The sequence below is a fragment of the Pandoraea sp. 64-18 genome (assembly GCF_001899225.1).
Lineage (GTDB): Bacteria > Pseudomonadota > Gammaproteobacteria > Burkholderiales > Burkholderiaceae > Pandoraea > Pandoraea cepalis.
Window position 1 is genome coordinate 119,517 of sequence record NZ_MKVU01000020.1, and the last position, 26,942, is coordinate 146,458.

General features: G+C 63.3%; 25 protein-coding genes and 1 pseudogene. 11 read left to right on the forward strand and 15 right to left on the reverse strand.

Features of this window, described 5'->3' with window-relative positions; genetic code table 11:
* Window positions 1-144 precede the first annotated feature (144 nt).
* Window positions 145-672, forward strand: coding sequence for a helix-turn-helix domain-containing protein (locus BGP02_RS17575; RefSeq protein WP_020372910.1), 528 nt, complete (start codon window positions 145-147; stop codon window positions 670-672).
* Window positions 669-1,085: pseudogene (locus BGP02_RS17580) on the forward strand (VOC family protein). Before BGP02_RS17575 ends, BGP02_RS17580 begins: the two are co-directional and overlap by 4 nt.
* A 37-nt stretch (window positions 1,086-1,122) precedes the next feature.
* On the opposite strand, the gene BGP02_RS17585 reads toward BGP02_RS17580, so the two are convergent.
* Window positions 1,123-2,139, reverse strand: coding sequence for a transporter (locus tag BGP02_RS17585; RefSeq protein ID WP_017232805.1), 1,017 nt, complete (start codon window positions 2,137-2,139; stop codon window positions 1,123-1,125).
* A 331-nt stretch (window positions 2,140-2,470) separates the two neighbouring features.
* Between BGP02_RS17585 and ppk2 the strand changes: the two genes are divergently transcribed.
* A complete protein-coding gene (gene ppk2, locus BGP02_RS17590) occupies window positions 2,471-3,391 on the forward strand; it encodes a polyphosphate kinase 2 (RefSeq protein ID WP_017232804.1) in 921 nt (306 codons plus the stop codon).
* A gap of 54 nt (window positions 3,392-3,445) precedes the next feature.
* Here the strand turns inward: ppk2 and BGP02_RS17595 are convergent, their stop codons facing one another.
* The 3 genes from BGP02_RS17595 to BGP02_RS17605 all read right to left on the reverse strand — a co-directional run bounded on the left by BGP02_RS17595 (window position 3,446) and on the right by BGP02_RS17605 (window position 7,498).
* Window positions 3,446-4,771: an ATP-binding protein gene (locus BGP02_RS17595; protein WP_026131744.1), complete on the reverse strand. Its 1,326-nt coding sequence runs from the start codon at window positions 4,769-4,771 to the stop codon at window positions 3,446-3,448.
* 2 nt (window positions 4,772-4,773) lie between these two features.
* Window positions 4,774-5,616, reverse strand: a complete 843-nt coding sequence (locus tag BGP02_RS17600; RefSeq protein WP_150562645.1) for a response regulator — start codon at window positions 5,614-5,616, stop codon at window positions 4,774-4,776.
* Between the two features lie 811 nt (window positions 5,617-6,427).
* The gene (locus BGP02_RS17605) at window positions 6,428-7,498 is read right to left on the reverse strand and encodes a Rossmann-fold NAD(P)-binding domain-containing protein (RefSeq protein ID WP_286798922.1); all 1,071 of its coding nucleotides are present in this window, start codon (window positions 7,496-7,498) and stop codon (window positions 6,428-6,430) included.
* 15 nt (window positions 7,499-7,513) lie between these two features.
* Here BGP02_RS17605 and BGP02_RS17610 point away from each other — a divergent pair, with 15 nt between their 5' ends.
* The 4 genes from BGP02_RS17610 (at window position 7,514) to BGP02_RS17625 (ending at window position 11,163) form a co-directional block, all read left to right on the forward strand.
* Window positions 7,514-8,548 (forward strand): CDP-6-deoxy-delta-3,4-glucoseen reductase, encoded by a 1,035-nt coding sequence (locus BGP02_RS17610; protein ID WP_017232798.1) that lies wholly within the window; start codon window positions 7,514-7,516, stop codon window positions 8,546-8,548.
* 320 nt (window positions 8,549-8,868) lie between these two features.
* Window positions 8,869-10,101, forward strand: a complete 1,233-nt coding sequence (locus BGP02_RS17615) for an acetylornithine transaminase (protein ID WP_051060096.1) — start codon at window positions 8,869-8,871, stop codon at window positions 10,099-10,101.
* An 88-nt stretch (window positions 10,102-10,189) separates the two neighbouring features.
* Window positions 10,190-10,687, forward strand: a complete 498-nt coding sequence (locus BGP02_RS17620) for a GNAT family N-acetyltransferase (RefSeq protein WP_150607410.1) — start codon at window positions 10,190-10,192, stop codon at window positions 10,685-10,687.
* Window positions 10,684-11,163 (forward strand): GNAT family acetyltransferase, encoded by a 480-nt coding sequence (locus BGP02_RS17625; protein WP_150562642.1) that lies wholly within the window; start codon window positions 10,684-10,686, stop codon window positions 11,161-11,163. Before BGP02_RS17620 ends, BGP02_RS17625 begins: the two co-directional genes overlap by 4 nt.
* A 118-nt stretch (window positions 11,164-11,281) precedes the next feature.
* Here BGP02_RS17625 and BGP02_RS17630 read toward each other — a convergent pair whose 3' ends face one another.
* From BGP02_RS17630 to BGP02_RS17660, 7 genes are all read right to left on the reverse strand, one after another.
* The gene (locus BGP02_RS17630; RefSeq protein WP_017232794.1) at window positions 11,282-11,995 is read right to left on the reverse strand and encodes an ABC transporter ATP-binding protein; all 714 of its coding nucleotides are present in this window, start codon (window positions 11,993-11,995) and stop codon (window positions 11,282-11,284) included.
* Complete coding sequence (locus tag BGP02_RS17635; RefSeq protein WP_017232793.1) at window positions 11,995-12,768, reverse strand: ABC transporter ATP-binding protein; 774 nt, start codon at window positions 12,766-12,768, stop codon at window positions 11,995-11,997. Before BGP02_RS17635 ends, BGP02_RS17630 begins: the two co-directional genes overlap by 1 nt.
* 21 nt (window positions 12,769-12,789) lie before the next feature.
* Window positions 12,790-13,926, reverse strand: coding sequence for an ABC transporter permease subunit (locus BGP02_RS17640; RefSeq protein WP_017232792.1), 1,137 nt, complete (start codon window positions 13,924-13,926; stop codon window positions 12,790-12,792).
* Window positions 13,927-13,944: 18 nt separating this feature from the next.
* Window positions 13,945-14,895 carry a branched-chain amino acid ABC transporter permease gene (locus BGP02_RS17645; RefSeq protein WP_017232791.1) on the reverse strand — a complete coding sequence of 317 codons (951 nt, stop codon included), beginning with the start codon at window positions 14,893-14,895 and terminating at the stop codon, window positions 13,945-13,947.
* Window positions 14,896-15,107: 212 nt separating this feature from the next.
* Window positions 15,108-16,316 (reverse strand): branched-chain amino acid ABC transporter substrate-binding protein, encoded by a 1,209-nt coding sequence (locus tag BGP02_RS17650; RefSeq protein ID WP_017232790.1) that lies wholly within the window; start codon window positions 16,314-16,316, stop codon window positions 15,108-15,110.
* A 720-nt stretch (window positions 16,317-17,036) separates the two neighbouring features.
* The gene (gene ispH, locus BGP02_RS17655) at window positions 17,037-18,011 is read right to left on the reverse strand and encodes a 4-hydroxy-3-methylbut-2-enyl diphosphate reductase (protein WP_017232789.1); all 975 of its coding nucleotides are present in this window, start codon (window positions 18,009-18,011) and stop codon (window positions 17,037-17,039) included.
* A gap of 8 nt (window positions 18,012-18,019) precedes the next feature.
* The gene (locus BGP02_RS17660; RefSeq protein WP_150562640.1) at window positions 18,020-18,475 is read right to left on the reverse strand and encodes an FKBP-type peptidyl-prolyl cis-trans isomerase; all 456 of its coding nucleotides are present in this window, start codon (window positions 18,473-18,475) and stop codon (window positions 18,020-18,022) included.
* Window positions 18,476-18,637: 162 nt separating this feature from the next.
* On the opposite strand from BGP02_RS17660, the gene radC reads away from it, so the two are divergent.
* From radC to nadB, 4 genes are all read left to right on the forward strand, one after another.
* The gene (gene radC, locus BGP02_RS17665) at window positions 18,638-19,312 is read left to right on the forward strand and encodes a RadC family protein (protein WP_017232787.1); all 675 of its coding nucleotides are present in this window, start codon (window positions 18,638-18,640) and stop codon (window positions 19,310-19,312) included.
* 225 nt (window positions 19,313-19,537) lie between these two features.
* Window positions 19,538-19,771 carry a 50S ribosomal protein L28 gene (gene rpmB, locus BGP02_RS17670; RefSeq protein WP_017232786.1) on the forward strand — a complete coding sequence of 78 codons (234 nt, stop codon included), beginning with the start codon at window positions 19,538-19,540 and terminating at the stop codon, window positions 19,769-19,771.
* Window positions 19,772-19,787: 16 nt separating this feature from the next.
* Window positions 19,788-19,955, forward strand: coding sequence for a 50S ribosomal protein L33 (rpmG, locus tag BGP02_RS17675; RefSeq protein WP_017232785.1), 168 nt, complete (start codon window positions 19,788-19,790; stop codon window positions 19,953-19,955).
* 242 nt (window positions 19,956-20,197) lie between these two features.
* Window positions 20,198-21,802, forward strand: a complete 1,605-nt coding sequence (nadB, locus tag BGP02_RS17680) for an L-aspartate oxidase (RefSeq protein ID WP_261938061.1) — start codon at window positions 20,198-20,200, stop codon at window positions 21,800-21,802.
* Window positions 21,803-21,905: 103 nt separating this feature from the next.
* Here nadB and nadC read toward each other — a convergent pair whose 3' ends face one another.
* From nadC to BGP02_RS17700, 4 genes are all read right to left on the reverse strand, one after another.
* Window positions 21,906-22,793, reverse strand: coding sequence for a carboxylating nicotinate-nucleotide diphosphorylase (gene nadC / locus BGP02_RS17685; RefSeq protein WP_232424549.1), 888 nt, complete (start codon window positions 22,791-22,793; stop codon window positions 21,906-21,908).
* A 14-nt stretch (window positions 22,794-22,807) separates the two neighbouring features.
* Window positions 22,808-23,941 carry a quinolinate synthase NadA gene (nadA, locus tag BGP02_RS17690; RefSeq protein ID WP_026131739.1) on the reverse strand — a complete coding sequence of 378 codons (1,134 nt, stop codon included), beginning with the start codon at window positions 23,939-23,941 and terminating at the stop codon, window positions 22,808-22,810.
* 94 nt (window positions 23,942-24,035) lie between these two features.
* Window positions 24,036-25,232 (reverse strand): DesA family fatty acid desaturase, encoded by a 1,197-nt coding sequence (locus tag BGP02_RS17695; RefSeq protein WP_017232781.1) that lies wholly within the window; start codon window positions 25,230-25,232, stop codon window positions 24,036-24,038.
* Between the two features lie 312 nt (window positions 25,233-25,544).
* Window positions 25,545-26,939 (reverse strand): mechanosensitive ion channel family protein, encoded by a 1,395-nt coding sequence (locus tag BGP02_RS17700; RefSeq protein WP_286798923.1) that lies wholly within the window; start codon window positions 26,937-26,939, stop codon window positions 25,545-25,547.
* Between the last annotated feature and the right edge of the window lie 3 nt (window positions 26,940-26,942).

The window sequence follows — 26,942 nt, forward strand, 5'->3', positions numbered from 1 at the left end:
CATCAGGAATTCGGCCTCCGGCGGCGCCCGCCGCCGCCCCTTGCGCACATGGCCATACCCGCCCCCCCTTGTTTCGCCTAAACTGGGCGGATCTCGTCTGTGCCGTTGGAACTCATGGCCCCTCGCGAATGCCGTCGTGACTCGATGCCAGCCCCGTCTTCGGCCCCGTGCGCCGAATCGGCCGACACCGCGCCGTTGGAAGACCCGGCCTTGCTGCGGCGTCTGCTGCGCGCCAAAGACCGCATGGACTCGGCCTCGCACGAGGCCTGGCCCGTCAAGCGCCTGGCCGCGGTCAGCGGCACTTCCGAAGCGCACTTCGCGCGCTCGTTCAAGCGAGCCTTCGGTATTCCTCCGCATCGCTACCTGCTGACACGGCGCATCGAGCAGGCCAACACGCTGTTGCGCGACACCGATCTGAGCATCACCGACATTGCCTTCGCCACCGGCTGGGAGAGCGTAGGCACGTTCGGCCGCATCTTTCGCGACATCAATGGACAAAGCCCGAGCGCTGTCCGACAGTCGGCGCGGACCACCGCGCCCAACTGCCCGGATCGTGTTCCCGCATGCGTCCTGAAAGCGGCGCAGCGGCCCGATCTCAAGATCGCAGTTTTGGAGAAGCGCCGCCGCGCAACCCAAGGTACAGTCCCTCCATCAACCAAGGAGGTCTTATGAAGCCAGGCATTCAAGTGGTCGGTGTGTACGTCGACGATCAGGATGAAGCCCTCGCGTTTTACGTCGAGAAGCTCGGATTCCGTGTTCACACAGACGTGCGCAACGGGCCGTACCGTTGGCTGACAGTCCAGCATCCGGACCAGCCCTCGTTCCAGCTCGGCCTGTTCACCCCTGGCCCGCCCATCCACGACGACGCGACCGCGCAAACGTTGCGGGCGATGGTCGCCAAGGGTGCCATGCCGCCACTGGTACTTCACGTATCGGACTGCCAGGAAAGCTACGCCAGACTGAAAGCCGGCGGCGTCGAGTTCACGCAGGCGCCGGTCGAGCGCTAGGGCAGTGTCGACGCGGGCTTTCGCGACCCGGCCGGCAACGGATGGAAGATGATTCAAGCCGCGCCGGACGGTCAATGAGCCGCCCGTGTTGGCGTCGCGGTTCGACGTGACACCATCAATCCGGCCGCCGCCGAAACGCCCATCCGCCAGCGGCGGCGGTCCCCGTGGCGACAATCGCGACCAGAACCCAGAAGCCGTGCGGGTGATCCGCCAGCGGTATACCGCCCACGTTCATGCCGAAGAAACCCGCCACGATGTTGATGGGCAAGGCGAGCACGGTCACGACGGTGAGCGTGTAGATCGTGCGCTCGGTGCGCTCGCTGACCATTGCCGCAATCTCTTCCTGCAGCAGCTTGATTCGCTCCAGCAAGGCCGACAAGTCATTGAGCACGACGGCAAATTCTTCGGTTGCCTGACGAAACTCCTGCACGTCCTCGACATGCCCCCAGGGCGGAGGACGGCTCAGCAGACGAAAAAGCGCCGCCGGCTCCGGTGCCAGCAATCGCTGCAAGCGAACGAGCACCCGGCGCAACGACCCCAGATCGGCGCGATTGCTCTCGATACGCTGCTGCAATAGCCGGTCTTCCACCATATCCACGCGCCCGCTCGTCTCGCGCACGATGCGTTCGAGCACATCCGCCTGATCGCGCAGCAAATGCACCAGCAACGCCAGCGGCGAACGGAAGGCTTCGCCACGTTTGACCGATGCGCGCAACTTATCGATGGATCGCAGCGGCTTCACCCGGCCCGTGACCAGCAGCCGGGCATTGGCCGCGACACGCAGCGTTGAAATCTCCGACTGCGCAATGTCGAACGCGAAAATCACATCGTTGATGACGGCCAGCAGCCAGTCGTCGGAATGTTCGATGCGAGTCGAGCGCGAACCTTCGCTCAGATGCTCGTAGAATTCGTCCGGCAAGCGCAGATGCTGCTGCAGCCACCGCTCGCACGCGGCATGCGCGAAGTTGAAATGCAGCCACAGGAAGCCGGGCGCACGCTCGCCCTGCGCCAGCCACGCGAGGGCCTCGCCCGAATCGATGGGCTCAGGCGAGGTGCCGTCGGTGAATCGATAGCCATAGATCAGACCCGCCTGATCGCAGCCATAAGCGTTGTGAACCAAGTCGGCGAACATGCGCGCGGTGTGTAGGCGAAAGTGGGGGCGGCGTGACCCGTACCTCAGCGCGGGCCGACCTGACATCATGGCCCCGTCACATGGCTTTTTTGTGACAACGCACACACCTCGCACACCGCCTGTCAACGCCGCTTTCGCCCACCGGGCGAGGCGGAACGCAAACGCCTTGGCGCGGCGTTCGTCCGCGCCATGCTAATGTCATAAAATCGTCGCAGACTTTGGCTCACTCTCGGGTGCGCCCTGCACGCGGGACTGCGCCGTGTGCCGGCCTGTCTTCACCCACGCTGGACGGGTGCCTTCCGTATTTTTTGGTCCGTAAGAGTCCGTCGCCATGACCCAATTCGATTCCGATGCCGACCGCGACGCCTCGCTTGCGCGCCGCCTCCAGGATGACCTGATCGACAGCTACGATGAAGAGATCGAGATGGAGATCGACGATCTTCGTCTGCCCGGGCTGAATGACCTGAGCGCCGAGGCCCGCAGCGACCGCCTGCACTATTTCAGCGAACTGTTTCGTCTGCAGGGCGAACTCGTCAAATTGCAGGATTGGGTGATCCGCAGCCGCCACCGGCTCGTGGTGATCTTCGAAGGCCGCGATGCGGCCGGCAAGGGCGGCGCGATCAAGCGCATCACCCAACGGCTGAACCCTCGCGTGTGCCGCGTGGCCGCCCTGCCCGCCCCGAACGACCGCGAACGCACGCAGTGGTATTTCCAGCGCTACGTTCAGCATCTGCCCGCCGCCGGCGAAATCGTGCTGTTCGACCGCAGCTGGTATAACCGCGCCGGCGTGGAGCACGTGATGGGGTTCTGCACCGAGAGCGAATACGAAGAATTCTTCCGCTCGGTGCCCGAGTTCGAGAAGATGCTCGTTCGCAGCGGTATCCAGATCGTGAAGTACTGGTTCTCGATCTCGGACGATGAACAGGAGGCGCGCTTCCTCGCACGGATTCAGGACCCGCTGAAGCAATGGAAGCTCAGTCCGATGGACTTGGAAAGCCGCCGTCGCTGGGAAAGTTACACGCGCGCCAAGGAAGTGATGCTCGAGCGCACGCACATTCCGGAAGCCCCCTGGTGGGTCGTGCAGGCCGACGACAAGAAGCGCGCGCGCCTGAATTGCATGCATCACTTGCTCGCGCAAGTGCCGTATCACGACGTGGAGCGCTCGTCGGTGATATTGCCCGAACGCGCCCGCAGCGAAGACTATATGCGTCACCCGGTGCCGGATGAAATGATCGTGCCGGAGGTCTACTGACGCGCCTGGCGCGATGGCGGCTCAGCGCGGCAGCACGCCGCCTGAGGCATCATCTCAGCCGCCGGTAAGCCCAGGTGCGGGCGTCACGGGCAAGCGCAGCGTGACACGAAGGCCGCCGTCCGGCGACCTCGCCAGACGCACGGCGCCGCCCAGCCCCTCGACCAACCGCGCCACCAGCGACAGACCGAGTCCGCAATGGCCCTCGCCACCACGCGAGGCGTCGAGCCGCACGAACGGACGCATCGCCAGCGCCACCTGATCGTCCGGAATCCCCTCCCCGCAGTCGCTCACCTCGATACAGCCCACCGCGCCCTCGCACCACGTCGCCAGACGCACGGGCGGCGCGCCGTGCTCGAGGGCGTTGTCGACGAGATTCATCATGACGCGGTCGAGCAACGTGCGCGGCAACTGGAACGCCGGGCCCGCGCGCAAATGGCTGGCGAACAGCGGCGCGCTCTCGGCCAACTCGGTCGCCGTGGCCGAGGATGCCGTGGCTTCGTCGCCCCCCTGCGCCGGAAACTGTTCGCGCAAGAACGCATCGACGCCCACAAGCGGACTCGTATCGGGTTCGTCGCGAGCGTAGGCGAGGAACTGCTGGACGATGTGATCGATGGACGCGATGTCGCGCACAAACCCGTCGCGCGAGCTGTCGCTGTCGATCAAATCGGCGCGAAGACGCAAACGCGTGAGCGGCGATTTCAAGTCATGGGCAATGCCCGCCAGCATGATCGCCTGATTGTCCTCCGCTTCGGCCAGGCGCTTGGCCATGTCGTTGAAGGCGTGCGTGAGGTCGCGCAACTCATGCGGCCCTTGCTCGGGCAACAAGGCGGGACGACGTCCACGCGCGATCACGCGCGCGGCGTGGGCGACGCGCGCAATCGGGCGCTGCATCTGCCAGGCCACCAGCAACGCCAGCAATACCGCGCCGATCAGAATACCGACCGTCTCGCGCACGAAGGGTGGCATCGGCGGCAAATCTAATCCGATGACGATCCACTCGCTGCGTTGGGGCAGCAAGACCCACAAACTACCCTGCTTGCGCTCGTCGACCAGATGCAGCTGCGTGCCGGCCGGCAAGCGCGCGAGCAATTCGCTGCGCAGGCGCGCGGTGCGTGTGTCGTCTGCGCGATCGGCGAACGCCGGCGCCCGCGTCAGCGGCACGCGACGCAGGCCATGCGGCGGCGCGAGGCTGCCGGGGTCCACTGCGCGTTGATCCACGCTCTGGATGGCAATGAGCAGGCCGCGCGCAAATCCGTCCACCTGCTGACGCGGACGCTGATAGAAAACCAACGCACTCCACACGAGATGCATCACCAGCAGGACGGCAATGCCTAGCCCTGCCATGCGCGCGAAGAGCGAGTCGCGCAGCCGCCAACGCATTGTCACGCCGCCGACTCCCGCCAGCCGCGCACCGTACGCTTGACCACTGGCGCGGGCGAAGCGAGCGCCCGCCCGTCGTCTTGACTGCCTACGCCGCCAGCCCTGGATCGCTCACGCGAGTCCGGCGTCGCGCCATCGGACAATTCGCCGCCCGGCACGAAGACGTAACCCTTGCTGCGAATCGTCTGGATATAGCGAGGCTCGGACGGATCGGCCTCGACGAGCCGTCGCAGACGCCACACCGGCACGTCCAGGCTGCGATCGCGAAACGTGATGCCGTCGCCATAGAGCATGGCGTGCAGCTTGACGCGCGGGAGCACCTGCATGGGGTGCTGCGTGAACGCCTTGAGCATGGCGAACTCGGTATCGCGCAGCGGTAAACGCTCGCCTTCGCGCTGCAACGTGCGCAGCGAGTAATCGAGTTCAAACGGACCGAAGCGGTACGGGGCGCGCGCGTCGGGGGCGCTGGCGGCCACCGGCCCGCGGCGGCGCAGCACAGCGTGAATCCGCGCGAGCAACTCACGCGGATCGAACGGCTTGGCCAGATAGTCGTCGGCGCCCAGTTCCAGCCCGAGCGCCCGGTCGAGCGGCCCGCCACGCGCCGAGAGCATGATCACCGGGATGTCTTCGCCGGCCGCGCGCAAATCCTGCAACGCCCGCAAGCCGTCACGCTCCGGCATCATGATGTCGAGCAGAATCACCGACGGCCGCTCGAGTTCGAGCCGGCGCAGCAGCGAGGCCCCGTTGTGCAGCACCGAGACCTGCATGCCGTTGGCATGCAGCAATTCGCGCAAGAGGTCGCGAACGACAGGATCGTCGTCGACCAGCAGAACATGCAGACTCATGAAATTCTCTCGGTGGTTTAAGTTTGACGCCGGGCGCTCGCGGCGTGCGACAGTGTCACGGCACTGTCTTGCGTCACCGCAGACGGCGCCGAGGTCGTGGACAGCGCCCGCAGCGCATTCGTAAATCGATCCGGCGCCGGCGACGCGCGACGTGTGCCGAGCGTCGCGGCAGGTCCCTGCCCCGGCAAACGCCAGGCGCGATGTAGCGCCGAACCCGGCGCGCCTATGCCTGTGGTCATGTCGTGTGCTCCCTTGGTGTCGAGATGCACCGAAGTGTGTGCGTTCATCCAGACCGGCATTGGCCGAAGCATCTTACAAAATGCAGCTCAATCCTTATTTCAGAAAGGATTGGAAAGGTGCGTCGATGTCCATCATCGGCGTCGCCCTTGATTGGCGCGCACAAATATCGACAATTCACCGATGTTAGCCGACGTAAAAGTAAATTATAGAGAATTTAGTGAGGGCACGCCGAGGCCGCCGAGGCCGCGATTGACATCGGAGGTCGCGCAGCGCGTGCGATCTTCACATTGTGCAGCCGCGTGGCGACGCGCTCCGCTGTGCGTCCCACCCTGCTCACCAACGCCCCCAGCCCCCTGCCCGGCTGGGCTATCGCAACCGCCGCCCCCCCCCTGCTCGCGGGCGATTGTGCCGATGGCAACGCGCAACGTTGACCCCGATCCGCATCTCCACATTTCTCCTGCCGTTGCCGATCTTCCCGCTCGGCGCTGCCATGCACGAATCGAACTGGCGTCGTGGCCTCAACAACGTCAAACCGTGGGCGACACCTCGTTCAATCAGGATCGCGAATCGATCAGCGGGAGAGCGTGACGAGCAGCGCCGCCACATCGGGATACTTCAACCGGTAGCCCAGTTCGCGCTTGAGCCGCGTGTTGGCGAGCCGTCGCGACTCCGACATGAACGACAGCAGCGTCGGCTCCAGCACGCGCTGCGCCTCGTCTCGCGAAATCCGCGGCGGCCGGGGCAGCCCCAGCGCATCGGCCACATGGTCGAAATACTCGCCCATGCGCCATTCGGTGTCGTCGCTGGCATGCACGATCCGCTGCGACTTGCCGCGCCACATCGCGCGCACCAGGATCGCGGCGAGATCGTCGGCATGAATATGGTTGGTGAAAACGTCGTCGGACGCCTGTAGTGCCGGGGTGCCCTTTTGCAAGCGCGTGACCGGAAGACGATCCGCCGCGTAAATCCCCGGAATGCGCACGAGCGTCGTTCGCCACGGCACGCGCGCACGCTCGGTGAAACGCCAGACCGCTGGCGTGGCGCTCACCGATGTCGCACGGGCGCGTGCCGGCCCAGCCGCCAGCACACGATGCACGTCATGCCCGTGCCGCGACGGTCGGCCGAGCGTGCGCACCGTGCGCTCCGCGTCCACACGACGCTGGCCACGCGGCGATCGCGGCCGCGGTGTGCGCGTTTCATCCACATGGGCGCCGCCGCAGTCGCCGTATACGCCGCTGGTGCTCGCGTAGACGAGAATGCGACGCGGCGCTCGAGGCAGGCGCGACAAGGCGCGCCGCCCTCCCTCGGGTACAATTGTGGGCTTGGGCGGCTGGGCGAGCGCTGCGCGCAAACGGCGAGTTCGCCGGTCCAGAGTGCCGCTGCCGGCAACCCCGGTGGGCGGGGCGAGATGCAAAACTCGCGGCGCCAATCGGCCGATGCGATGCAGGCTTGCCGCGTCGTCCAGGTTGGCGACAACGGGCACGGCCCCCGCCGCGCGCAATGCCGCATGGCGAGCATCGCTCGACGTGACCGCAAAGACACGAAAGCGTTTGACGAGGGCCGGCAGCGCGCGCATGCCGACGTCGCCGCAGCCCACTACCAGCAGGCGCGGGCGACCGAAGGGTTTTGACGATTTATTCATTTTTCGGATTGTAGTATGGCTTACAACGTTACCCTCGTGCCGAGCGGGCGCGAGTTCCAGGTCGAAGACGGCGAGGCCGTACTCAGCGCTGCGCTGCGTCAGGGCGTCGGCCTGCCTTACGGGTGCAAAAACGGCGGTTGCGGGTCCTGCAAGGCCAAGCTGGTCGAGGGCAACGTCGAGCACGGCGCGCATTCCAGCTCAGCCCTTTCGAAGGACGAAGAAACACGCGGTTTTGCGCTGCTTTGCTGCGCCCATGCCAAGGGCGACCTCGTCATCGAATCGCGCGAAGTCAAAGGCTTCGGCGACATCCCGGTCAAGCGCCTGCCCTGCCGCGTGAACGCGCTGGAGCGCCGTGCCGACGACGTCATCGTCATGCGCCTGCAACTGCCTGCCAATGAGCGCTTTCAATATCTCGCCGGGCAGTACATCGAGTTCATTCTGAAAGACGGCAAGCGTCGCAGCTACTCGATGGCCACCGCGCCGCACGAAGAAGGTTTCCTTGAGCTTCACCTGCGTCACATGCCCGGCGGTGTGTTCACCGACCACGTCTTCACTCAAATGAAGGAACGCGAAATCCTGCGCTTCGAAGGCCCGCTCGGCACGTTCTTCCTGCGCGAAGACACCGACAAGCCGATCGTGCTGCTCGCGTCGGGCACCGGTTTCGCGCCGATCAAGGCCATCGTCGAACATGCGGTGCACAAGGGACTGAAGCGCCCCATGACCCTGTACTGGGGCGCGCGACAGTTGAAGGACATTTACCTGCGCGAGCTGGCCGAACAATGGGCGCGCGAGATTCCCGGCTTCAGGTTCGTGCCGGTGCTCTCCGACGCCGCACCGGAAGACCAGTGGCAAGGCCGCACAGGGTTCGTGCATCGTGCCGTGGTGGAAGACTTGCCGGATCTGTCGGAGTACGAGATCTACGCCTGCGGGGCCCCCGTGATGGTGGAATCGGCGCGCCGCGACTTCATCGCGCATCACCACCTGCCCGACGCGGCATTCTTCGCCGATGCGTTCACCACCGAGGCCGACAACCCGGGTGGCGGTCTGTGAGCCGCACGAATCGAGCGATGCTGACCGGGCGCCACGCGGCGCGCACGCCACAGTGCGCGCGAACCCTTTGACAAGCGCCGCGTCACCGACTTATGCTTGCCGACATGAACCTGATTGCCATCGCCTCGATCCGACGTCGCCATACGCTGCCCCAACCGGGATGCCGCGCGGCACGCTATCGACTGCGATAACTCGCAGGTTCTCAAGCACAGCGAAGCCACGGGCAACCCCCGTGGCTTTTTTTATTGTTCCGTCTCGCTCACCCTCGTCCTTCGGAGACCGTCATGTCGCTTGCCAACCCGTCCGCCGCTGCATCGCCCATGGCGTCCGCCGCCCCCAAGGCGGCACGCCACGCCAGGTTCGCTGAATTCCCCACGCAGGCGTTGCTGCCCATCACGTCGCGCCCCGAGCTCGTGTTCACGCACGGCAAGGGCGGCTGGCTGTATGACCACGAGGGCAAGCGCTATCTCGACTTCATTCAGGGCTGGGCGGTCAACAGCCTCGGCCATTGTCATCCGGTGATGCGCGATGCGCTCGCCACACAAAGCGCGTTGCTGCTCAATCCCAGTCCCGCGTACTACAACGTGCCGATGATCGAGCTGGCCGGCCTGCTCGCCACGCTCTCGGGACTCGGCAAGGTCTTCTTCGCGAACAGCGGCGCCGAGGCGAACGAGAGTGCGATCAAGCTCGCGCGCAAGTGGGGCCAATTACATCCGAACCCGTCGGGCGGTGCTCGTTTCGAGATCATCACGTTCAAGGATGCCTTCCACGGCCGCACGCTCGCCACCATGTCGGCGAGCGGCAAGCCCGGCTGGGACACGATCTTCGCGCCGCAGGTGCCGGGCTTCCCGAAGGCCGAACTGAACAATATCGCCTCCGTCGAAGCCCTCATCGGCCCCGACACCGTCGCGGTGATGCTCGAACCGATTCAGGGCGAAGCCGGTGTCGTGCCGGCCACCGACGTGTTTCTGAAGGAACTGCGCACACTCACGAAGTCGCGCGGACTGTTGCTGATCGTGGATGAAGTGCAAACCGGCTGCGGGCGCACCGGCACCCTCTTCTCGCATCAGCAGGCGGGCATCGTGCCCGACATCATGACGCTCGGCAAAGGCATTGGCGGCGGCGTGCCGCTCGCGGCGATGCTCTGCGGCGACGAATTCGCGGTCTTCCAGCCGGGCGATCAGGGCGGCACGTACAACGGCAATCCGCTCATGTGCGCCGTTGGCCTCGCGGTCATGCGCACGGTCAGCGCACCGGGCTTCCTCGAATTCGTCCGCGCCCAGGCCGACTACCTGAGTGCCGGATTGCAGCACCTGTCGTCGCGTTACGGTGGCGAGGGCGAGCGCGGTGCCGGCCTGCTGCGAGCATTGCTGCTCGGGCGCGACATTGGCCCGCAACTGGTGGAAGCTGCGCGTGAGATGACCCCCGACGGGCTGCTGCTCAACGCAGCGCGTCCGAACCTGCTGCGCTTCATGCCCGCACTCAACGTGAGTCGCGACGAGATCGACCAGATGCTCTCGATGCTCGACACGCTGCTCGCCAAGCACGCTTAACGAATCGACGTGATGCGCGCCGCCACATGCCCGGCACTGCCGGGCGGCGCGGCGCGGCGCTCACCCTATCGCACAGGAGGCACCCTCAATGAACGATCTGAGTCACGCGCACCCGACACCGCCCGCCGACGCCATCGTCGACATTTCTTCCGATCCGGCACGGCTCGACATCGGCTTCATCCATCACGCGCTCGCGACGCAAACCTATTGGGCGAAGGACATCCCACGCGTGACGCTCATGCGCGCCATCGCGCACTCTCTGTGCTTCGGCGCCTATGCCACACAGGTTGAAGGCGGCGCGGCGCGTCAGGTGGGCTTCGCGCGCGTGATCACCGATCGTGCAACGTTCGCCTACCTGGCCGACGTGTTCGTTGATCCGTCAATGCGCGGGCTCGGCATCGGCAAGCGCCTGTGCGAGAACGTGCTGGCGCATCCCGCCTTGCAAGGGTTGCGGCGTTTCCTGCTCGCCACCACCGACGCGGCGGGCCTTTATGCCCGCTACGGATTCGAACCGCTCGACCCGGTGAACAAGATGATGCAGATCCATCGCCCCGACATCTACACCGGTCAACAGGACGCGCCATGATCGCCCCGCCCGCCGACATTCATATCCGCGGCTTCGACGACGCCGACACCGACGCCGTGCTCGCTCTCTGGCGCGACGCGTTTCCCGAATACCTCTCGGCCGACAAGCCGCACCGCGAGCCACGCCGCTCGATCGCCAACAAGGTTGCCATGCGTGACGGGTTGTTCTTCGTCGCCGTACGCGAGCAGACAATCGCGGGCACCGTCATGGCCGGGTATGACGGCCACCGCGGCTGGGTGTACTCCCTGGCGGTAGGGCGTGCGCTGCGACGTCGCGGCGTGGCCAGCGCCCTGCTTCGCCACGCAGAATGCGCGCTGGCCGAGCGCGGCTGCCTCAAGCTCAACTTGCAAGTGCTCACGCAATCGCGCGATGCGCTGGCGTTCTACACCGCGCACGGCTATGCGGCCGACGATGTCGTGAGCCTCGGCAAACGCTTGCCGCTCGCGCCGGGTGCGGCGCCGTCGACATCGCTATAGTCCGGTTCGACGGGACCGCGTTGCGCACATAGCGCTCGACGAAAAACACAAAGGGCGCCGGAGTTGCCTTCGGCGCCCTTCGATCGTCGTCCGGCTCACGCCGGACGCTCATGCTTGATTATTCCCCCAGATACGCGGCGCGCACCTTCGGATCGTCGAGCATGTCTTTCGCATCACCGGTCATGGTGACCAGACCGCTGTCCATCACATAGGCGCGGTGCGCGGCCTGGAGCGCCAGGCGCGCGTTCTGCTCCACGAGCAGCACCGTCACCCCTTCGCCCGACACCGTACGCACCACCTCGAAGATCTTCTCCACCATGATCGGCGAGAGTCCCATCGACGGCTCGTCGAGCAGCAACAGCTTGGGCTGACTCATGAGCGCGCGCGCCATGGCAAGCATCTGCTGCTCGCCGCCCGACAACGTGCCGGCGAGCTGGTCACGACGCTCCTTGAGGCGTGGGAAGATGCCGAACATCTTGTCGACGTCCTGCTTGATCCCCGCGGTGTCGTTGCGCAGATACGCGCCCATCTGCATGTTCTCGAGAATGGTCATGCGCGTGAAGATGCCGCGCCCTTCCGGCACCATCGCGAGCCCTCGCTTGAGCAGATCGAACGCCTTCACACCGCGAATCGACTTGCCCAGATACTCGATGTCGCCATCGGCCCAAGGCAGCAGACCTGTGATCGCCTTCATCGTGGTCGTCTTGCCTGCGCCGTTCGCGCCAATCAGCGTGACCAGTTCGCCCGGCTGGATGCTCAGGTCGATCCCCTTGACCGCCTTGATCCCGCCGTAAGCGACTTTCAGGCCCTTGATCGTCAACATTGCGCTCATCAATGGCCTCCCGAACCCAGATACGCTTCAATCACCGCCGGATTTTTCTGCACATCCTGCGGCAAACCCTCGGCAATCACCTTGCCGTAATCCAGCACCGTCATGCGGTTGCACAAGCCCATCACCAGCTTCACGTCGTGCTCGATGAGCAGAATCGTCTTGCCGTCGCTACGGATCTTGTCGAGCAAGCCGCGCAGCTCCACTTTCTCGGTCGCGTTCATGCCTGCGGCCGGCTCGTCGAGCGCGAGCAGCTTCGGGTCGGTCGCCAACGCACGCGCGATCTCCAGACGGCGCTGGTGGCCGTACGAGAGGTTCGCCGCCGTGTAGTTGGCATACTTCGCCACGCCCACATACTCGAGCAACTCCATCGCGCGATCGCGAATGGCACGCTCCTCGGCCTTCGCGCCCGGGTAACGGACGATCGCGCCGATCACGCCCATCTTCGTTCGCACGTGGCGGCCGACCATCACGTTCTCGACCACGGTCATGCCGCCGAACAGGCGGATGTTCTGGAATGTACGGGCAATCCCCGCCTTCGCCACTTCGTGCACGGCGGTCGGCTTGTAGGCCGAACCATCGAGCCTGAATTCGCCGGAGTCCGGCGTATAAAGGCCGGTGATCACGTTGAAGAACGTGGTCTTGCCGGCACCGTTCGGGCCGATCAGCCCGTAGATTTGCCCCGGCTTGATCTCCAGGCCCACATCGGTGAGGGCCTGCAGACCGCCGAAGCGCTTGTTCACGCCCTTGACGGACAGAAGAATTTGTTCGCTCATAGTCAGGTCATCTCCCTCAACTTACAGTGTCCGCTCTTCTGGACGCGGCGACGGCCACAGGCCGGCCGGACGGTACAGCATGATCAGGATCATGGCCAGACCGTACAGCAACTGCCGGATCACTTCGGGATCGACGATGACGCTGCCAAACAGGCTCGTTTGCAACGGGCCCATGGTTGAGCGCAGAACTTCCGGGAACGCCGAGAGCAGGATACCGCCCAGGATCACCCCCGGAATGTGGCCCATGCCGCCGAGCACCACCATCGAGAGCACAATGATCGACTCCCAGAAGGTGAACGACTCGGGCGAGACGAAGCCCTGGAACGCTGAGAACATGCCGCCGGCCACACCACCGAACGACGCGCCCATGGCAAACGCGAGCAGCTTGATGTTGCGCGTGTTGATACCCATCGCCTTGGCGGCAACTTCGTCTTCACGGATGGCCACCCAGGCGCGTCCGATGCGCGAGTGCTGCAAACGCACGCAGACGAACGCGATCAACAGCGCCAGGAAGACGAACAGGTAGTAATACATGTACACCGAGGCGACCTGGATCCCGAAGAAGTTGTGCACCTTCGAGAAATCGAAGCCGGCAAACGACGCGGGCTCGATGCCGGTGATCCCCTTCGGGCCGTTGGTGATGTTCACCGGCCGGTCCAGGTTGTTCATGAAGATACGGATGATCTCGCCGAAGCCCAGTGTCACGATGGCCAGATAGTCGCCGCGCAGACGAAGCGTCGGCGCGCCGAGCAGGATGCCGAACGTGGCCGCGACCGCCGCCCCGATCGGAATCGTGAACCATATCGGCACATGCAGCCCCCCCGGGAACAGATGCGCGATCCACGCGAAGTGGAGCGTGAGGTGAGGCGAGCTGAGGAAAGCGGTGACGTACGCACCCACGGCATAGAACGCGATGTACCCCAGGTCGAGCAGGCCGGCGAAGCCCACCACGATGTTCAGGCCCAGCGCGAGCATGATGTAGAGCAGCGCGAAGTCGAGCACGCGCACCCAGTAGTTGCCGCCGGCGTAGCCGACGAGCACCGGCGCGACAATCGCCGCAATGAGGAAGAATGCGAGGCCGCGATAGGCCTTGCGCGTGGCCGCCGCCGCAGAGATCTGCGTGGCCTCGCCAGTGGAGGTTTGCACGGGTTGATTCATGATGTCGTTTCTCCCCGCTTATGCACGATCCGCCACGCGCTCGCCGAGCAAACCACTCGGACGGAACACGAGCACCGCGATCAGGACAATGAAAGCGAACACGTCCTGATAGTTACTGCCGAACACACCACCGGTCAGATCCCCGATGTACCCCGCACCCAGCGCTTCGATCAGGCCCAGCAACACACCGCCGACCATCGCGCCCTGCAGGTTGCCGATACCGCCCAGCACCGCCGCCGTGAACGCCTTCATCCCGGGAATGAAGCCCATGTAGAAGTGCACGTTGCCGTAGTTCGACGCCATCATTACGCCCGCGAGCGCCGCGAGCCCACCGCCCAGCGCGAACGTTGCGGAGATCACGAAGTTCGGGTTCACGCCCATGAGGCCGGCGACGTTGCGATTTTCCGCGGTGGCCCGCATGGCGCGGCCAAGCTTGGTGCGGTTCACAAGCTGCGTGAGACCGAACATCACGAGGAAGGCAACGACCACGATCACGACACCCGTGCCGTTGGTCACGGCGCCGATTTGGTCGCCGTGTTGCGGAATCACGGTCATGGCGTCGGTCGGCAGCAGTTGCGGGAACGAGAGCGGGTTGCGCGACCAGATCAGCATGGCGATCGTCTGCAAGAGCAGCGACACACCGATCGCGGTGATCAGCGGCGCCAGACGCGGCGCATTGCGCAACGGCCGGTAGGCCACGCGCTCGATCACGAAGTTGGTCAAGGCACACACGGGCATACACACGAGCGTGGCAATGGCCAGCATGAGCGCCGGGTTCATGTCCGGCGCGATTTTCAACAAGAGATTGATGGTGGATAGCGCGACCATCGCGCCGATCATCATCACGTCGGCGTGGGCGAAATTAATGATGCCCAAAATGCCATAGACCATCGTATAGCCCAGTGCAATGATCGCGTAGACGCTACCAAGCACGAGGCCGTTCAAGATTTGTTGGATAAAGATATCCATGAAGCTAACTCCTTGTCCCGAGAACGGGCTCTCGACACGCTTGCCCGATCGGGCGCGCGAGGGGGTCGAGAGAATTGCGGGTAATGAGGCGTAATCCTGTGTCAGGAGGGGGGGCCGTGCCCGTCATGCAGGCACGGCGTATTTCCGCAGAGATCGAAACGGCACCGAACGGGTAGGCAGCGGTGCCGTTTCATGGCGCAAATGCCTTAGAGTTACATCTTCACCACGTCAAGCACGCTCTTCTTTTTGTCCTTGTAGTTGTAGAGCGTGATCACCGGTTCCTTCATGTCGCCCTTGCTGTCGAAGGCGATGTGGCCGATAACGCCCTTGTAGTCGGTGGCCGGCATGGCGGCCAGGATCTTGGCCGGATCGGTCGAGTTGGCACGCTTCATGGCGTCGATGATCACGTTGACAGCGTCATACGTGAACGGGGCGTAGATCTGGATCGGCTGGTTGAAACGGGCTTCATAACGCTTCGAGAAGTCCGCGCCGCCTTCCATCTTCGACAGCGCCATACCCGCTTCCGAGCAGACGATGTTGTCGATCGCGTCGCCGGCCAGTTCGGCCACCTTGTCGGTACACACGCCGTCGCCGGCCAGCACCTTGGCACCAATGCCCAGTTCCTTCGACTGCTTGGCGAACGGGCCGCCGGTCGCGTCCATACCGCCGTACATGATGATGTCCGGACGCTCGCCCTTGATCTTCGTCAGAATCGCGCGGAAGTCCGTGGCCTTGTCGTTGGTCGCGTCGTGCGAGAGCACCTTCAGGCCGTTAGCCTTCGCGGTCTTCTCGAACTCGTCGGCCAAGCCCTTGCCGTAGGCCGTTGCGTCGTCGACGATGGCCACCGATTTGGCACCCAATGCCTTGGTCGCGTAGTTGGCCAGTGCCGGGCCCTGCTGAGCGTCGGTAGCCACCACACGATAGGCCGTCTTGAAGCCCTGCTGGGTGTAGGCCGGGTTAGTGGCCGACGGGGAGATCTGCACGATGCCAGCATCGCTATAGATCTTCGAGGCCGGGATCGTGGTGCCCGAATTCAAGTGGCCCACCACGGCAACGACCTTCTCGTCGACGAGCTTCTGGGCGACCTGCGTTGCGGTCTTCGGATCGGCCGCGTCATCTTCAGCCAGCAGTTCGAGCTTGACCGGCTTGCCGTCGATGGTCAGGCCCGCCTTGTTGGCTTCTTCGATAGCGAGGCGTGCACCATTTTCGTTATCTTTGCCCAAGTGAGCAATTTGGCCCGTCAGCGGCGCAACGTGACCAATTTTAACTACAACCGCATCGCCGCCCCCGCTGGCGGCAGTCGTCGCGGCGGGCGCCGAAGCGGCGCCCGAATCGGCCTGCTTTTCTTCCTTCTGACCGCATGCCGCCAACAGCGTCACTGCGGCAACGACGGGCAGTACCTTCGCGAACTTGAGTTGCATGTGATTATCTCCAAATTGTCGGCGGATGAATAACGCCAGTAACGCCAATTCAACGTTTCGTATGCGAAACGCGCGCATTGTAACTCCATTCTTTGCGGATGCGATGCTCGCCGCCACAGGGTTTTCCATAATGGAGGCCTAAGGTTTTATACCGACTTGTGCAACCCGATTTTTTCAAAAGCGCAACCCCGGATTGGTTAAAGGTTTTACACACCGTGCCCACCGGTGCGGGTAACGTCATGGTGCAACCGATGCACCAGTCATGGGCTCGGACACAGCAATAACTAGATATGCAAGTTGCATGCCCGCGCTATCTGGAGCGCTTGTTCTAATTAAGGGAATAAATAAATAATTGATTTTCTGGAAAGCGAATGCTAATTGCTCAATCAATTCTGTATTCGCTGAATTGCGTGTCGAGTCGACAAGTTTTATCTAACAAGACGCCAAAATCGATGAAATGCGTCGCGCGGATTATCCGCGAAATTCAATTTGATTTTGCATAGATTCCGCAAGACGAATCCCGAGCGCGATCTGCGATTCGGTGAGCGACGCGGCGCTTGCGTCAGGGAGGGTCGACGCGCGGGGTCGTGGGGAATCCGGCGCGGGGAGGCGAGGCAAAGGAAGGAGGCATAAAAAAACCGGGGCCACGTAATATGGCACCCGGTTTGTCAGCCATGCGGGGTTACCGCTGGCCGATCGGCATTGTTGCGACGACGGCGCTTAGCCGGCCGCCACCGGCACAAGACCCTTCGGAAGCGGGAACGCAATATTTTCTTCCACGCCATCGAGCACTTTGACCTGATTGACGCCCAGCTCACGCAGACGCGAAACGATCGATTGCGCCAGCACTTCCGGGGCCGACGCCCCCGCCGTCACGCCAATCCGGCGTTTGCCGTCGAACCACTCCGGCTTGAGTTGCTCCGGCGCATCGATCATGTACGCGGGCACGCCCATCTTCTCAGCCACTTCGCGCAGGCGATTGGAGTTGGAACTGTTCGGGCTACCAACGACGACCACCACGTCGCACTGCGGCGCCATGAACTTCACTGCATCCTGGCGATTCTGCGTGGCGTAGCAAATATCCTGCTTCTTCGGCTCGGTAATCGAAGGGAAACGCTGCTTGAGTGCATTGATCACCTCGGCGGCGTCGTCGACGGATAGCGTCGTCTGCGTCACATAGGCGAGCTTGCTCTCATCGGCGACCTGGAGCGCCAGCACGTCGTCGATCGTCTCGACGAGGAACATGCCCTCGCCCGACTGCCCCATCGTGCCCTCCACTTCCGGGTGCCCCTTGTGGCCGATCATGATGATCTCGAGCCCTTGGCTACGCATCTTCGCGACTTCGACGTGCACCTTGGTGACGAGCGGGCAGGTGGCATCGAAGATGCGCAGGCCGCGCGCTTCCGCCTCGGCCCGTACGGCCTGCGACACACCATGGGCACTGAAAATCAGCGTGTTGCCCGCCGGCACGTCGGTCAGCGCCTCGACGAAAATCGCGCCCTGCTTACGCAGGTTGTCAACGACATAGGCGTTGTGCACGATCTCGTGGCGCACGTAAATCGGCGCGCCGTACATCGCGAGCGCGCGCTCGACAATCTCGATCGCGCGGTCGACGCCCGCGCAAAAACCGCGCGGCTGGGCCAGAAGAATTTCCGCATCCGACAGGGTCGGTGCTACGACTTGGGTGGCGCTCATTTCGATTCCTACAGAATGCCGATAATCTGGACTTCGAACACGATCGGCTGGCCGGCCAGCGGATGGTTGAAGTCGAACAAGGCCCAGCCGTCACCCAACTCTCGCAGGATGCCCGCATAGCGGCCGCCGCTCGGCGCGTTGAACTCGACCAGATCGCCAACGCTATAGGCTTCGCCAAAATTGCTGTTTTCCTGCAACGTCTTCATCGAAACGCGTTGCAGCAGCTCCGGGTTGCGCGGGCCGAATGCCTGCTCCGGCGCCAGCTCGGTCCGGCGGCGCTCCCCGACCGTCATCCCCAGCAGCGACTGCTCCAACGTCGGCGCCATCTGGCCGCCGCCGAGTTGCAGCGTCGCCGGCGTACCTTCAAAAGTGTTGACAATGTCCGCGCCGTCGGGGGCGGCGATCCGGTAGTGGAGCGTCAGATAGGAATCGTCTTGAACCACAGGGGTTACGGCAGAACTCATGGGGGTCTCACAGCAAGGTCAAGCTAATATTGTAAAGGACGGCGCGTTGCGCGTCCGGCTCCCCATCGAAGCAGCCCCGATTTTTTCCTGTCGACGGCATCGTTTGTGATATTCGTGGCACCCGCGATCATGCGCGCGATGGTGTCCCTCCTTGGAGTCGTCATGTCCATCGCTCAATGGCCGCTCGCCGAGCGTCCCCGTGAAAAAATGCTGGCCCGCGGTGCCGGTGCGCTGTCCGATGCCGAGTTGCTCGCCATCCTGTTGCGGACGGGCTCGCACGGGCGCAATGCCGTCGATCTAGGTCGCGAATTGCTGGCGCGAAGCGGATCGCTGACTCGGCTGCTCGCCACGCCCTTCGAGACGTTACGGCAAATTCCGGGGCTAGGTCAGGCCAAAATTCTGCAATTTCAGGCCGCCCTCGAAGTGGCGCGCCGCATGCTGGGAGAAGGCATGCAGTCCGGCAATCTGCTCGATTCTCCGGCGCGCGTGCACGACTATCTGCGCCTCACATTGCAGGATCGGTCGCGCGAGCGCTTCGCGTGTCTCTTTCTGGATGCCGCGCATCGGCTGATCAGCACGCGCGTCATGTTCGAGGGAACGCTCACCCAGACCTGCGCCTATCCGCGCGAGATTGTGCGCGCCGCGCTCGACGTGCACGCGGCGGCCGTCATCGTCGCGCACAATCATCCGTCCGGCGTGCCTACCCCAAGTGCGGCCGATCTGGCGCTCACGCGCCAGTTGGGCGACGCGCTGGCGCTGCTGGAAATCCGGCTGCTCGACCACTTCATCGTGGCCGGAACCCGCGTGTATTCACTCGCGGAGAACGGCGAGCTGTGACACCCCACAACAACATCTGCACAGAATTTTGGCAGTTGGGTCGCGTTCGCGCAGCGCTTGCGCTATAATTCGTCCCTTCCCGAATCTCCGACAGACGTTTCCCGCCAGGGACTCGCATCCTGCATCGCGAAAGCGATTGATTTGTCTGGGATTTTTGTGGTATCATCGCGGTCTGTCTTTTCGACTCACCTTTTTTTACACAGAATTCTGGGTTAGGAGTGCTTCATGGCACGCGTATGTCAAGTGACCGGGAAAGCGCCGATGGTCGGCAATAACGTTTCCCACGCCAACAACAAAACCAAGCGTCGTTTTCTTCCGAACTTGCAAAATCGCCGGTTCTGGGTTGAGACCGAAAACCGCTTTGTGCGCCTGCGCATTTCGAAGGCCGGCCTGCGCCTGATCGACAAGAACGGCATCGACGCCGTTCTGGCGGACCTGCGTTCGCGCAACGCCATCTAAGTTTTAGGAGATCATCATGGCAAAAGGCGCTCGCGACAAGATTAAGCTGGAATCGACCGCTGGCACGGGTCATTTCTACACGACCACCAAGAACAAGCGTACCCATCCGGAAAAGATGGAAATCAGCAAGTTCGATCCGGTGGCTCGTAAGCATGTGGCTTACAAGGAAACCAAGATCAAATAAGATCAACAGGTTTTCTCGCAGCGGTTCGCTGCTGCGTTCGATACCCCGCCACAGGCGGGGTTTTTCGTTTGGGCGTCCCGAAATTCGCAACGCTACGCTATGCGTAGTCACGCAACATAGAATTTCTCCGATGTGCGCATAGGGTCATGTGTCGCGCGCGTATTGACTCGCTATACTGGCTCATTTCCCATCACGAGAATGGCACCACGCCCGTGGCGTCGATTCCAGAGAGCGCGCGTATCATGAATTTCGATGTCGTCATCGTCGGCAGTGGGCTCGCCGGCCAGTCCGTCGCCCTGCACCTGGCCAAAACCTGCCGCGTAGCGCTGGTCGCCAAACGCCCCATGCCCGAAGGGGCCAGCGACTGGGCACAGGGCGGCATCGCCGCCGTGCTCGACTCGACCGATAGCGTCGACGAGCATGTTGCGGACACCCTCATCGCCGGCGCCGACCTGTGCGACGAAGCCGCCACGCGATTCATCGTCGAACACAGCCGCGAAGCCATCGAATGGCTCATTGCGCAAGGCGTGCCGTTCACCCGCGACGACGCCGCCGAACTCGGCTTCCATCTGACGCGCGAAGGCGGCCATAGCCACCGCCGCATCATTCATGCCGCCGACGCCACTGGGCACGCCGTGATCGCCACGCTCACCGAACGCGTGCGCCAGCATCCGAATATCACCGTCTTCGAGAATCACTTCGCGGTCGATCTGATCACCTCCGACCGTGCCGATGCGGCACCGACAGCCGGGCGTCATTGCCAAGGCCTTTACGTGCAGGATCTCGGCACCGGCGAGGTCCACGCCATGACGGCGCGGCACACGGTGCTGGCCACGGGCGGCGCGGGCAAGGTGTATCTCTACACGACGAATCCCGACACCGCGACCGGCGACGGCATCGCGATGGCGTGGCGTGCCGGTTGCCGCATCGCGAACATGGAGTTCATCCAGTTCCACCCGACCTGTCTTTATCATCCGTACGCCAAGTCGTTCCTGATCACGGAAGCCGTGCGCGGTGAAGGCGGACGCCTGGTGTTGCCCGACGGCACTCGCTTCATGCCGCAACACGATCCGCGCGCCGAGCTGGCACCGCGCGACATCGTGGCGCGCGCCATCGATTTCGAGATGAAGCGGCACGGTCTGGACTGCGTGTATCTCGACATCAGCCACCAAAGCCCCGAATTCCTGCACGAGCATTTCCCCACGATTCTGGCGCGCTGCGCTGAACTGGGCATCGACATCACGAAGCAACCGATTCCGGTGGTGCCGGCAGCACACTATACGTGCGGCGGCATCGTCACCGACATGCGCGGCCGCACGGACCTGCCAGGACTCCATGCCGTCGGCGAAGCCACCTACACCGGCCTGCATGGCGCCAACCGTCTTGCCAGCAACTCGCTGCTGGAATGCCTGGTACTCGGCAAGGCGACTGCCGAAGATATTCAACGGGGCGAAGCGACGCCGCCGCCGGCAGAAGACGTCCCGGCGTGGGATGAAAGCCGTGTCTCGGATGCCGACGAAGAAGTGGTGGTCGCGCATAATTGGGACGAATTGCGCCGCATGATGTGGAACTACGTCGGCATTGTGCGCACGACCAAGCGGCTGGAGCGGGCGCAGCATCGTATCGCCCTGCTGCGCGAGGAAATTGCCGAGTACTACGCAAACTTCCGCGTGAGCCGCGATCTGTTGGAATTGCGCAACCTGGTCGACGTGGCGTCGTTGATCGTTGACAGTGCCCTGTCGCGCCACGAGAGTCGCGGCCTGCACTTCTCGCGAGACTTCCCCGACACCCTGCCGAAGGCCCTGCCGACCGTGCTTTCGCCCGTGTTACCGCGTCGCGCCCGCTGATCGGCCACCGATCGACGCACACCGCCGCACCGGCGAAAGCAAAAAGGCCGCAGAGGGAAACCCTGCGGCCTTCGATCTTGCGCATGACAGGCGCGAACGGCGCTTACCCCACCGTCTCCAAAATCCGCATCGAAAAATCGGTCGCGCGAACATCCTTGGTCAGTGCACCGACGGAAATCCGATCGACGCCCGTTTCCGCAATCGCTCGCAGCGTTTCGAGATGGATCCCGCCCGAAGCCTCGAGCACGGCGCGGCCATCCGTGACGCGTGCCGCCTCGCGCATCATTTCCAAGGTGAAGTTGTCGAGCAGGATCGAGGTCGCGCCGCATTCCAGTGCCATTTCCAGCTCCTCGAGCGACTCCACCTCGATCTGCACCGGCGCACCGTCGGCCAGACGGTCGGCGTTCGCCAGCACTTGCCGAATGCCGCCGGCCGCTGCGATGTGGTTTTCCTTGATGAGAATGCCATCGTAGAGCGCCAGGCGTTGATTCGCCCCGCCGCCCACGCGCACGGCGAACTTCTGCGCGAGGCGCAGGCCCGGCAATGTCTTGCGCGTGTCGAGCACCCGCGCCTTCGTGCCCTCGACGATATCCGAATAACGACGCACCGCCGTCGCGACGCCGGAAAGCAATTGCAGGAAGTTCATCGAAGTGCGCTCCCCCGTGAGCAGCGCGCGCGCCGGGCCGTGGATATCGCACACCGCCGAGTCGGGCGTCATGCGCTCGCCTTCCCGGTAGTGCCACTGCACGCGCACCGAGGCATCGACCCCTTGCATGCAGCGCTCAAACCAACGTACGCCGCACAGCACCGCCGACTCACGCACGATGATGCGCGCGTGCGCCATCTCCTCGGACGGTACAAGCAAGCCGGTCAAATCGCCGGCGCCGATGTCTTCCGCGAGCGCGTCGCGCACGTTGCGCGCGAGTGCCGCCTCGAGCGGCTCGCCGAACGCGGCGAAATCGGGCGAGAGCGCCTCGTCGGTATTCAGCATTTTGGATGACGTCATCATGCGGGGCCCACGCCGGCAAACAGCGCACCATCGCGCGCGAAATCGCCACTGGCGCGGACGTTCTGCTTGCGCGCCTCGGCGAACTTCAACATTCGGTCGATACAGGTGTGGGCGCGACGGCCGATCTCCGCATCCACGTGAATCTCATTGCGCCCCGACGCCAGTACGTCGGCCAGATTCTGCAAACTGTTCATTGCCATCCAAGGGCAGTGGGCGCAGCTCTTGCACGTGGCACTGTTGCCGGCCGTCGGCGCTTCGATGAAACGCTTGCCCGGCGCCGCAGCGCGCATCTTGTGCAGAATGCCATTGTCGGTCGCCACGATGAACTCGGTTGCCGCCATCGTCTGAGCGGCCGTGATCATCTGCGACGTCGAACCCACCACATCGGCCTGTTCGACGACCGAGGCGGGCGACTCCGGATGCACCAGCACCTTGGCGTTCGGAAATTCCCGACGCAGCACTTCCAGCTCGGTCCCCTTGAATTCGTCGTGCACCAGGCAAGCGCCCTGCCACAAGAGCATGTCGGCGCCCGTCTGCTTCTGGACGTAACTGCCCAGATGACGATCCGGCGCCCAGAGAATTTTCTTCCCCTGCGCGTGCAGATGCGCCACGATTTCCAACCCGATCGACGACGTCACCATCCAGTCGGCTCGCGCCTTCACGGCAGCACTGGTATTCGCATACACGACGACCGTTCGGTCGGGATGCGCATCACAGAATGCAGCGAACTCGTCGGCGGGACAACCGAGATCGAGCGAGCAGGTCGCATCGAGATCGGGCATCAGAATGCGTTTTTCGGGACTCAGAATCTTCGAGGTCTCGCCCATGAAACGCACGCCGGCCACCACGAGCGTCTTGGCTGAATGGTCTCGGCCGAAACGGGCCATTTCGAGCGAGTCAGCCACACAACCGCCCGTCTCTTCGGCGAGATCCTGCAAGTCGGCGTCGACGTAGTAATGGGCCACCAGCACAGCATTCTGCTCTACGAGCAGGCGCTTGATTCGGGCCTTGAGGGCTGCGCGTTCTACTTGCGATGGCGCATCCGGGACCCGTGCCCACGCATGGGCAACACACGTGGCGCCGCTCGGTGCGGGGCGCTCGAATTGTACGGATTTGATTGAGGCGTTCATTTTCACGTGGCCCGCGGGGGGACCGGGAATGACAAAACCCCGCCTTGGCGGGGTTTTGATTATGCGTCAAAAACGAATTTCTGGCTGAGCCCGTTCATGCGTAACGGCGCAGACGCGTCGCAAACTCCTGCAGCGCGTGAATACCGCTCTGTTCCGCGCGATGGCACCAGTTCTGCAACTGGCCCAGGAGCTGTTCGCGCGATGCATTCGAGCGCTCCCAGATGCCGGCCAGCTCACGACGCAGTTCGTAATACGTCTTGACGGCATTGCTGTGCGCGAAGATCTCGCCCAACTGTTGTTTCTGCGGCTCTTGCAGCGAAGCTTCGTCGTGATGCAGCCACTTGCTCGCGCCACGCAGCAACTGATACTCGCCAAGCTGACGCTTTTCCTTGAAGCGCGCCAGTTCCTGACCGTAGGCACGCTTGAATGTCTTGGCGTATCGCTCCATCACTTCGTAGCGGTTCGAGAGCACGGCCTGCAGCGTGTCGTCGTCGCACGCTGCCTTGTTCTTCGCGAGCTTCGGCGTCGGCGCGATCTTCTTCACCTTGGCCAGACCCAGCGCAGACAACACACGGATATAGAGCCAGCCGATGTCGAACTCATACCACTTGTTCGAGAGCTTGGCCGACGTCGCGTACGTGTGGTGGTTGTTGTGCAGCTCCTCACCGCCGATGATGATGCCCCACGGCAGCAGGTTGGTCGACGCGTCCGCGCAATTGAAGTTGCGGTAACCCCAATAGTGGCCCAGACCGTTGACCACGCCGGCCGCCCAGAACGGAATCCACACCATCTGCACGGCCCACACCGTCAGGCCGACCGCGCCGAACAGGGCGATGTCGATGATCATCATGAAGCTCACACCCAGAATCGGATAGCGCTTGTAGAGATGATTCTCGATCCAGTCGTTCGGCGTGCCGTGGCTGAACTTGCGCAGCGTTTCTTCGTTCTTCGCTTCGGCGCGATAGAGTTCGGCCCCTTCGGCCAGCACTTTCCACAGGCCGCGCGTTTGCGGGCTGTGCGGATCTTCCGGCGTTTCGCACTTGGCGTGGTGCTTGCGGTGAATGGCAGCCCACTCGCTGGTGACCATGCCAGTGGTCATCCACAGCCAGAAACGGAAGAAATGGGCGACGATCGGATGCACGTCGAGCGCGCGGTGCGCCTGGCAACGGTGCAGGTAGATCGTCACGCCCGCGATCGTCACATGGGTGACGATCAACGTGAACAAGGTGATCTTCCAGCCGCTCCAGTCGAGCAGGCCGGTCGAGATGAATCCAAGGAGACTGTCCAGCAAAATATCACTCCAAACTAATCAATACGGTAGCAATCACGGCATCGCTGCCGTGTCTTGTCTTGTCGGGCCGGTAGGGCATCGATGGCCGTCGCGTCAGGTCTCGTTCTTGAGCTCGCTTGACGCTTGGATTCGCTGAAGATCGGCTAGTTGCTGAATGCCGGGGCGAGATGGGCGGAAAACGTGCCAGTGAACGTCGGGTTTTTATGGTTTGGCAAGCATTTTACCTGACGGACTGACGCCCGTGTGTAACGTCCCCGCCACGCATTTTGTCGCAGGTCAACCCGCTGCCCGGGGAAAAGCATCAATTCCGGGCTATGCAGGCCGCTTGGCGCCGTCTTCGGCCGGCTGTGGCGCGCGTTCAGACGATTCTGCCGGCAACACCGTCGGATGCGCACCGCCGACCGGCACGCCATCGGTCCAATCATTCAGAATGCGTATTTCGCGCTGCGCATACGGAATTTCAATACCATGCTCACGAAAAGTGCGCCAAATCCGCAAATTGATCTCAGAACGAATCGCGCCACTGCCCTGAGCCGGATCTTGTACCCAGAAGCCCATTTCGAGATCCATCCCATCCGCGCCGAAGTTCAACAACAACGCCGAAGGCGCCGGATCGGCCAACACGCGGGGAATGCCCACGGCCGCCTTGAGCATCAGCGACATCGCCAGTTCGACGTCGGCACTGTAAGCCACCTGCACATTGACCTTGGCGCGCCCGCGGGTCTCGGTAAAGGAGTGATTCTGGACGACGTTCGTCACCAGTTGCTCGTTCGGCACCAGGGCTTCGACGCCGTCCAGCCCCCGAACGACCGTATAGCGCGTATTGATCTGCGAAACCGTGCCGTGGTACGGGCTGACGGTAATGAGGTCGCCAATGCGCACCGAGCGGTCGAGCAAGATAATGAAGCCCGACACGAGATTCGACGCGATCTTCTGCAAACCGAAGCCCAGCCCCACGCCGAGCGCGCCGCCGAACACCCCGAGCACCGTAACGTCGATGCCGACGAACGACAGCGTCGTGAGCACCGCAATCAGCGTCAGCACGCCCTTGACCAGCCGCGAAAGCACCACCTTCAGATTGCCGTCGAGCGTGGCCGTGCGCATGATCCGGTCTTCAATCAGCGCCCCCACCCACATCGCCAGCACGAGCGTCACGCCGATCCAGAGCAGGCCGGAGAGGATCGAGAGCAACGTCAGATGGCTCGAGCCCACGGCGAAGCGCACGCTGGCGAGCCACTTCAGGATGTCGTCGTGGACACCGAGCACGTACGCCAGCATTGACAGCCAGGCGAGCGCCGTGAAAACGCGCTCGAAGACTTTCAGCAGCCCCGACGCGTGGGGAGACGACGCGAACAATCGGCGCGCGAAATAAAACGCCAGATAGATGAGCGCAGTGCCGAAGAGCGGCACCTCCGCGAGCATCAGCAGCGAGACGTGCGTGTAGTCCTGCAGCACCACGCGCGTGAGCGCCACGCAGATCCAGCCGAAAATCGGGAAGAAGGCGCGACGCAGGCTCGACGACCCCGCCCGGCGCGCCGGTGCGACACGCTCGAAATGACGGTCGAGCCGGCCGATCATCCAGCGCCGCAGCACGAAGGCAACGACAAGCGCGAGCGCGAGCGCCACGACCTGCCAGACGACCTGCGGTTCGCCGACATCACGCACGACATCACGCACCAATCTCGCGAAAGCCGGACTTTCCTGCATCGC

What these genes read in the sequence shown, in the direction of transcription:
- BGP02_RS17575 (WP_020372910.1), top strand. Translation starts at nt 145, where the DNA reads ATGCCAGCCCCGTCTTCGGCCCCGTGCGCCGAATCGGCCGACACCGCG.
- BGP02_RS17585 (WP_017232805.1), bottom strand. Translation starts at nt 2,139, where the DNA reads ATGTTCGCCGACTTGGTTCACAACGCTTATGGCTGCGATCAGGCGGGT.
- ppk2 (WP_017232804.1), top strand. Translation starts at nt 2,471, where the DNA reads ATGACCCAATTCGATTCCGATGCCGACCGCGACGCCTCGCTTGCGCGC.
- BGP02_RS17595 (WP_026131744.1), bottom strand. Translation starts at nt 4,771, where the DNA reads ATGCGTTGGCGGCTGCGCGACTCGCTCTTCGCGCGCATGGCAGGGCTA.
- BGP02_RS17600 (WP_150562645.1), bottom strand. Translation starts at nt 5,616, where the DNA reads ATGAGTCTGCATGTTCTGCTGGTCGACGACGATCCTGTCGTTCGCGAC.
- BGP02_RS17605 (WP_286798922.1), bottom strand. Translation starts at nt 7,498, where the DNA reads ATGAATAAATCGTCAAAACCCTTCGGTCGCCCGCGCCTGCTGGTAGTG.
- BGP02_RS17610 (WP_017232798.1), top strand. Translation starts at nt 7,514, where the DNA reads ATGGCTTACAACGTTACCCTCGTGCCGAGCGGGCGCGAGTTCCAGGTC.
- BGP02_RS17615 (WP_051060096.1), top strand. Translation starts at nt 8,869, where the DNA reads ATGGCGTCCGCCGCCCCCAAGGCGGCACGCCACGCCAGGTTCGCTGAA.
- BGP02_RS17620 (WP_150607410.1), top strand. Translation starts at nt 10,190, where the DNA reads ATGAACGATCTGAGTCACGCGCACCCGACACCGCCCGCCGACGCCATC.
- BGP02_RS17625 (WP_150562642.1), top strand. Translation starts at nt 10,684, where the DNA reads ATGATCGCCCCGCCCGCCGACATTCATATCCGCGGCTTCGACGACGCC.
- BGP02_RS17630 (WP_017232794.1), bottom strand. Translation starts at nt 11,995, where the DNA reads ATGAGCGCAATGTTGACGATCAAGGGCCTGAAAGTCGCTTACGGCGGG.
- BGP02_RS17635 (WP_017232793.1), bottom strand. Translation starts at nt 12,768, where the DNA reads ATGAGCGAACAAATTCTTCTGTCCGTCAAGGGCGTGAACAAGCGCTTC.
- BGP02_RS17640 (WP_017232792.1), bottom strand. Translation starts at nt 13,926, where the DNA reads ATGAATCAACCCGTGCAAACCTCCACTGGCGAGGCCACGCAGATCTCT.
- BGP02_RS17645 (WP_017232791.1), bottom strand. Translation starts at nt 14,895, where the DNA reads ATGGATATCTTTATCCAACAAATCTTGAACGGCCTCGTGCTTGGTAGC.
- BGP02_RS17650 (WP_017232790.1), bottom strand. Translation starts at nt 16,316, where the DNA reads ATGCAACTCAAGTTCGCGAAGGTACTGCCCGTCGTTGCCGCAGTGACG.
- ispH (WP_017232789.1), bottom strand. Translation starts at nt 18,011, where the DNA reads ATGAGCGCCACCCAAGTCGTAGCACCGACCCTGTCGGATGCGGAAATT.
- BGP02_RS17660 (WP_150562640.1), bottom strand. Translation starts at nt 18,475, where the DNA reads ATGAGTTCTGCCGTAACCCCTGTGGTTCAAGACGATTCCTATCTGACG.
- radC (WP_017232787.1), top strand. Translation starts at nt 18,638, where the DNA reads ATGTCCATCGCTCAATGGCCGCTCGCCGAGCGTCCCCGTGAAAAAATG.
- rpmB (WP_017232786.1), top strand. Translation starts at nt 19,538, where the DNA reads ATGGCACGCGTATGTCAAGTGACCGGGAAAGCGCCGATGGTCGGCAAT.
- rpmG (WP_017232785.1), top strand. Translation starts at nt 19,788, where the DNA reads ATGGCAAAAGGCGCTCGCGACAAGATTAAGCTGGAATCGACCGCTGGC.
- nadB (WP_261938061.1), top strand. Translation starts at nt 20,198, where the DNA reads ATGAATTTCGATGTCGTCATCGTCGGCAGTGGGCTCGCCGGCCAGTCC.
- nadC (WP_232424549.1), bottom strand. Translation starts at nt 22,793, where the DNA reads ATGCTGAATACCGACGAGGCGCTCTCGCCCGATTTCGCCGCGTTCGGC.
- nadA (WP_026131739.1), bottom strand. Translation starts at nt 23,941, where the DNA reads ATGAACGCCTCAATCAAATCCGTACAATTCGAGCGCCCCGCACCGAGC.
- BGP02_RS17700 (WP_286798923.1), bottom strand. Translation starts at nt 26,939, where the DNA reads ATGCAGGAAAGTCCGGCTTTCGCGAGATTGGTGCGTGATGTCGTGCGT.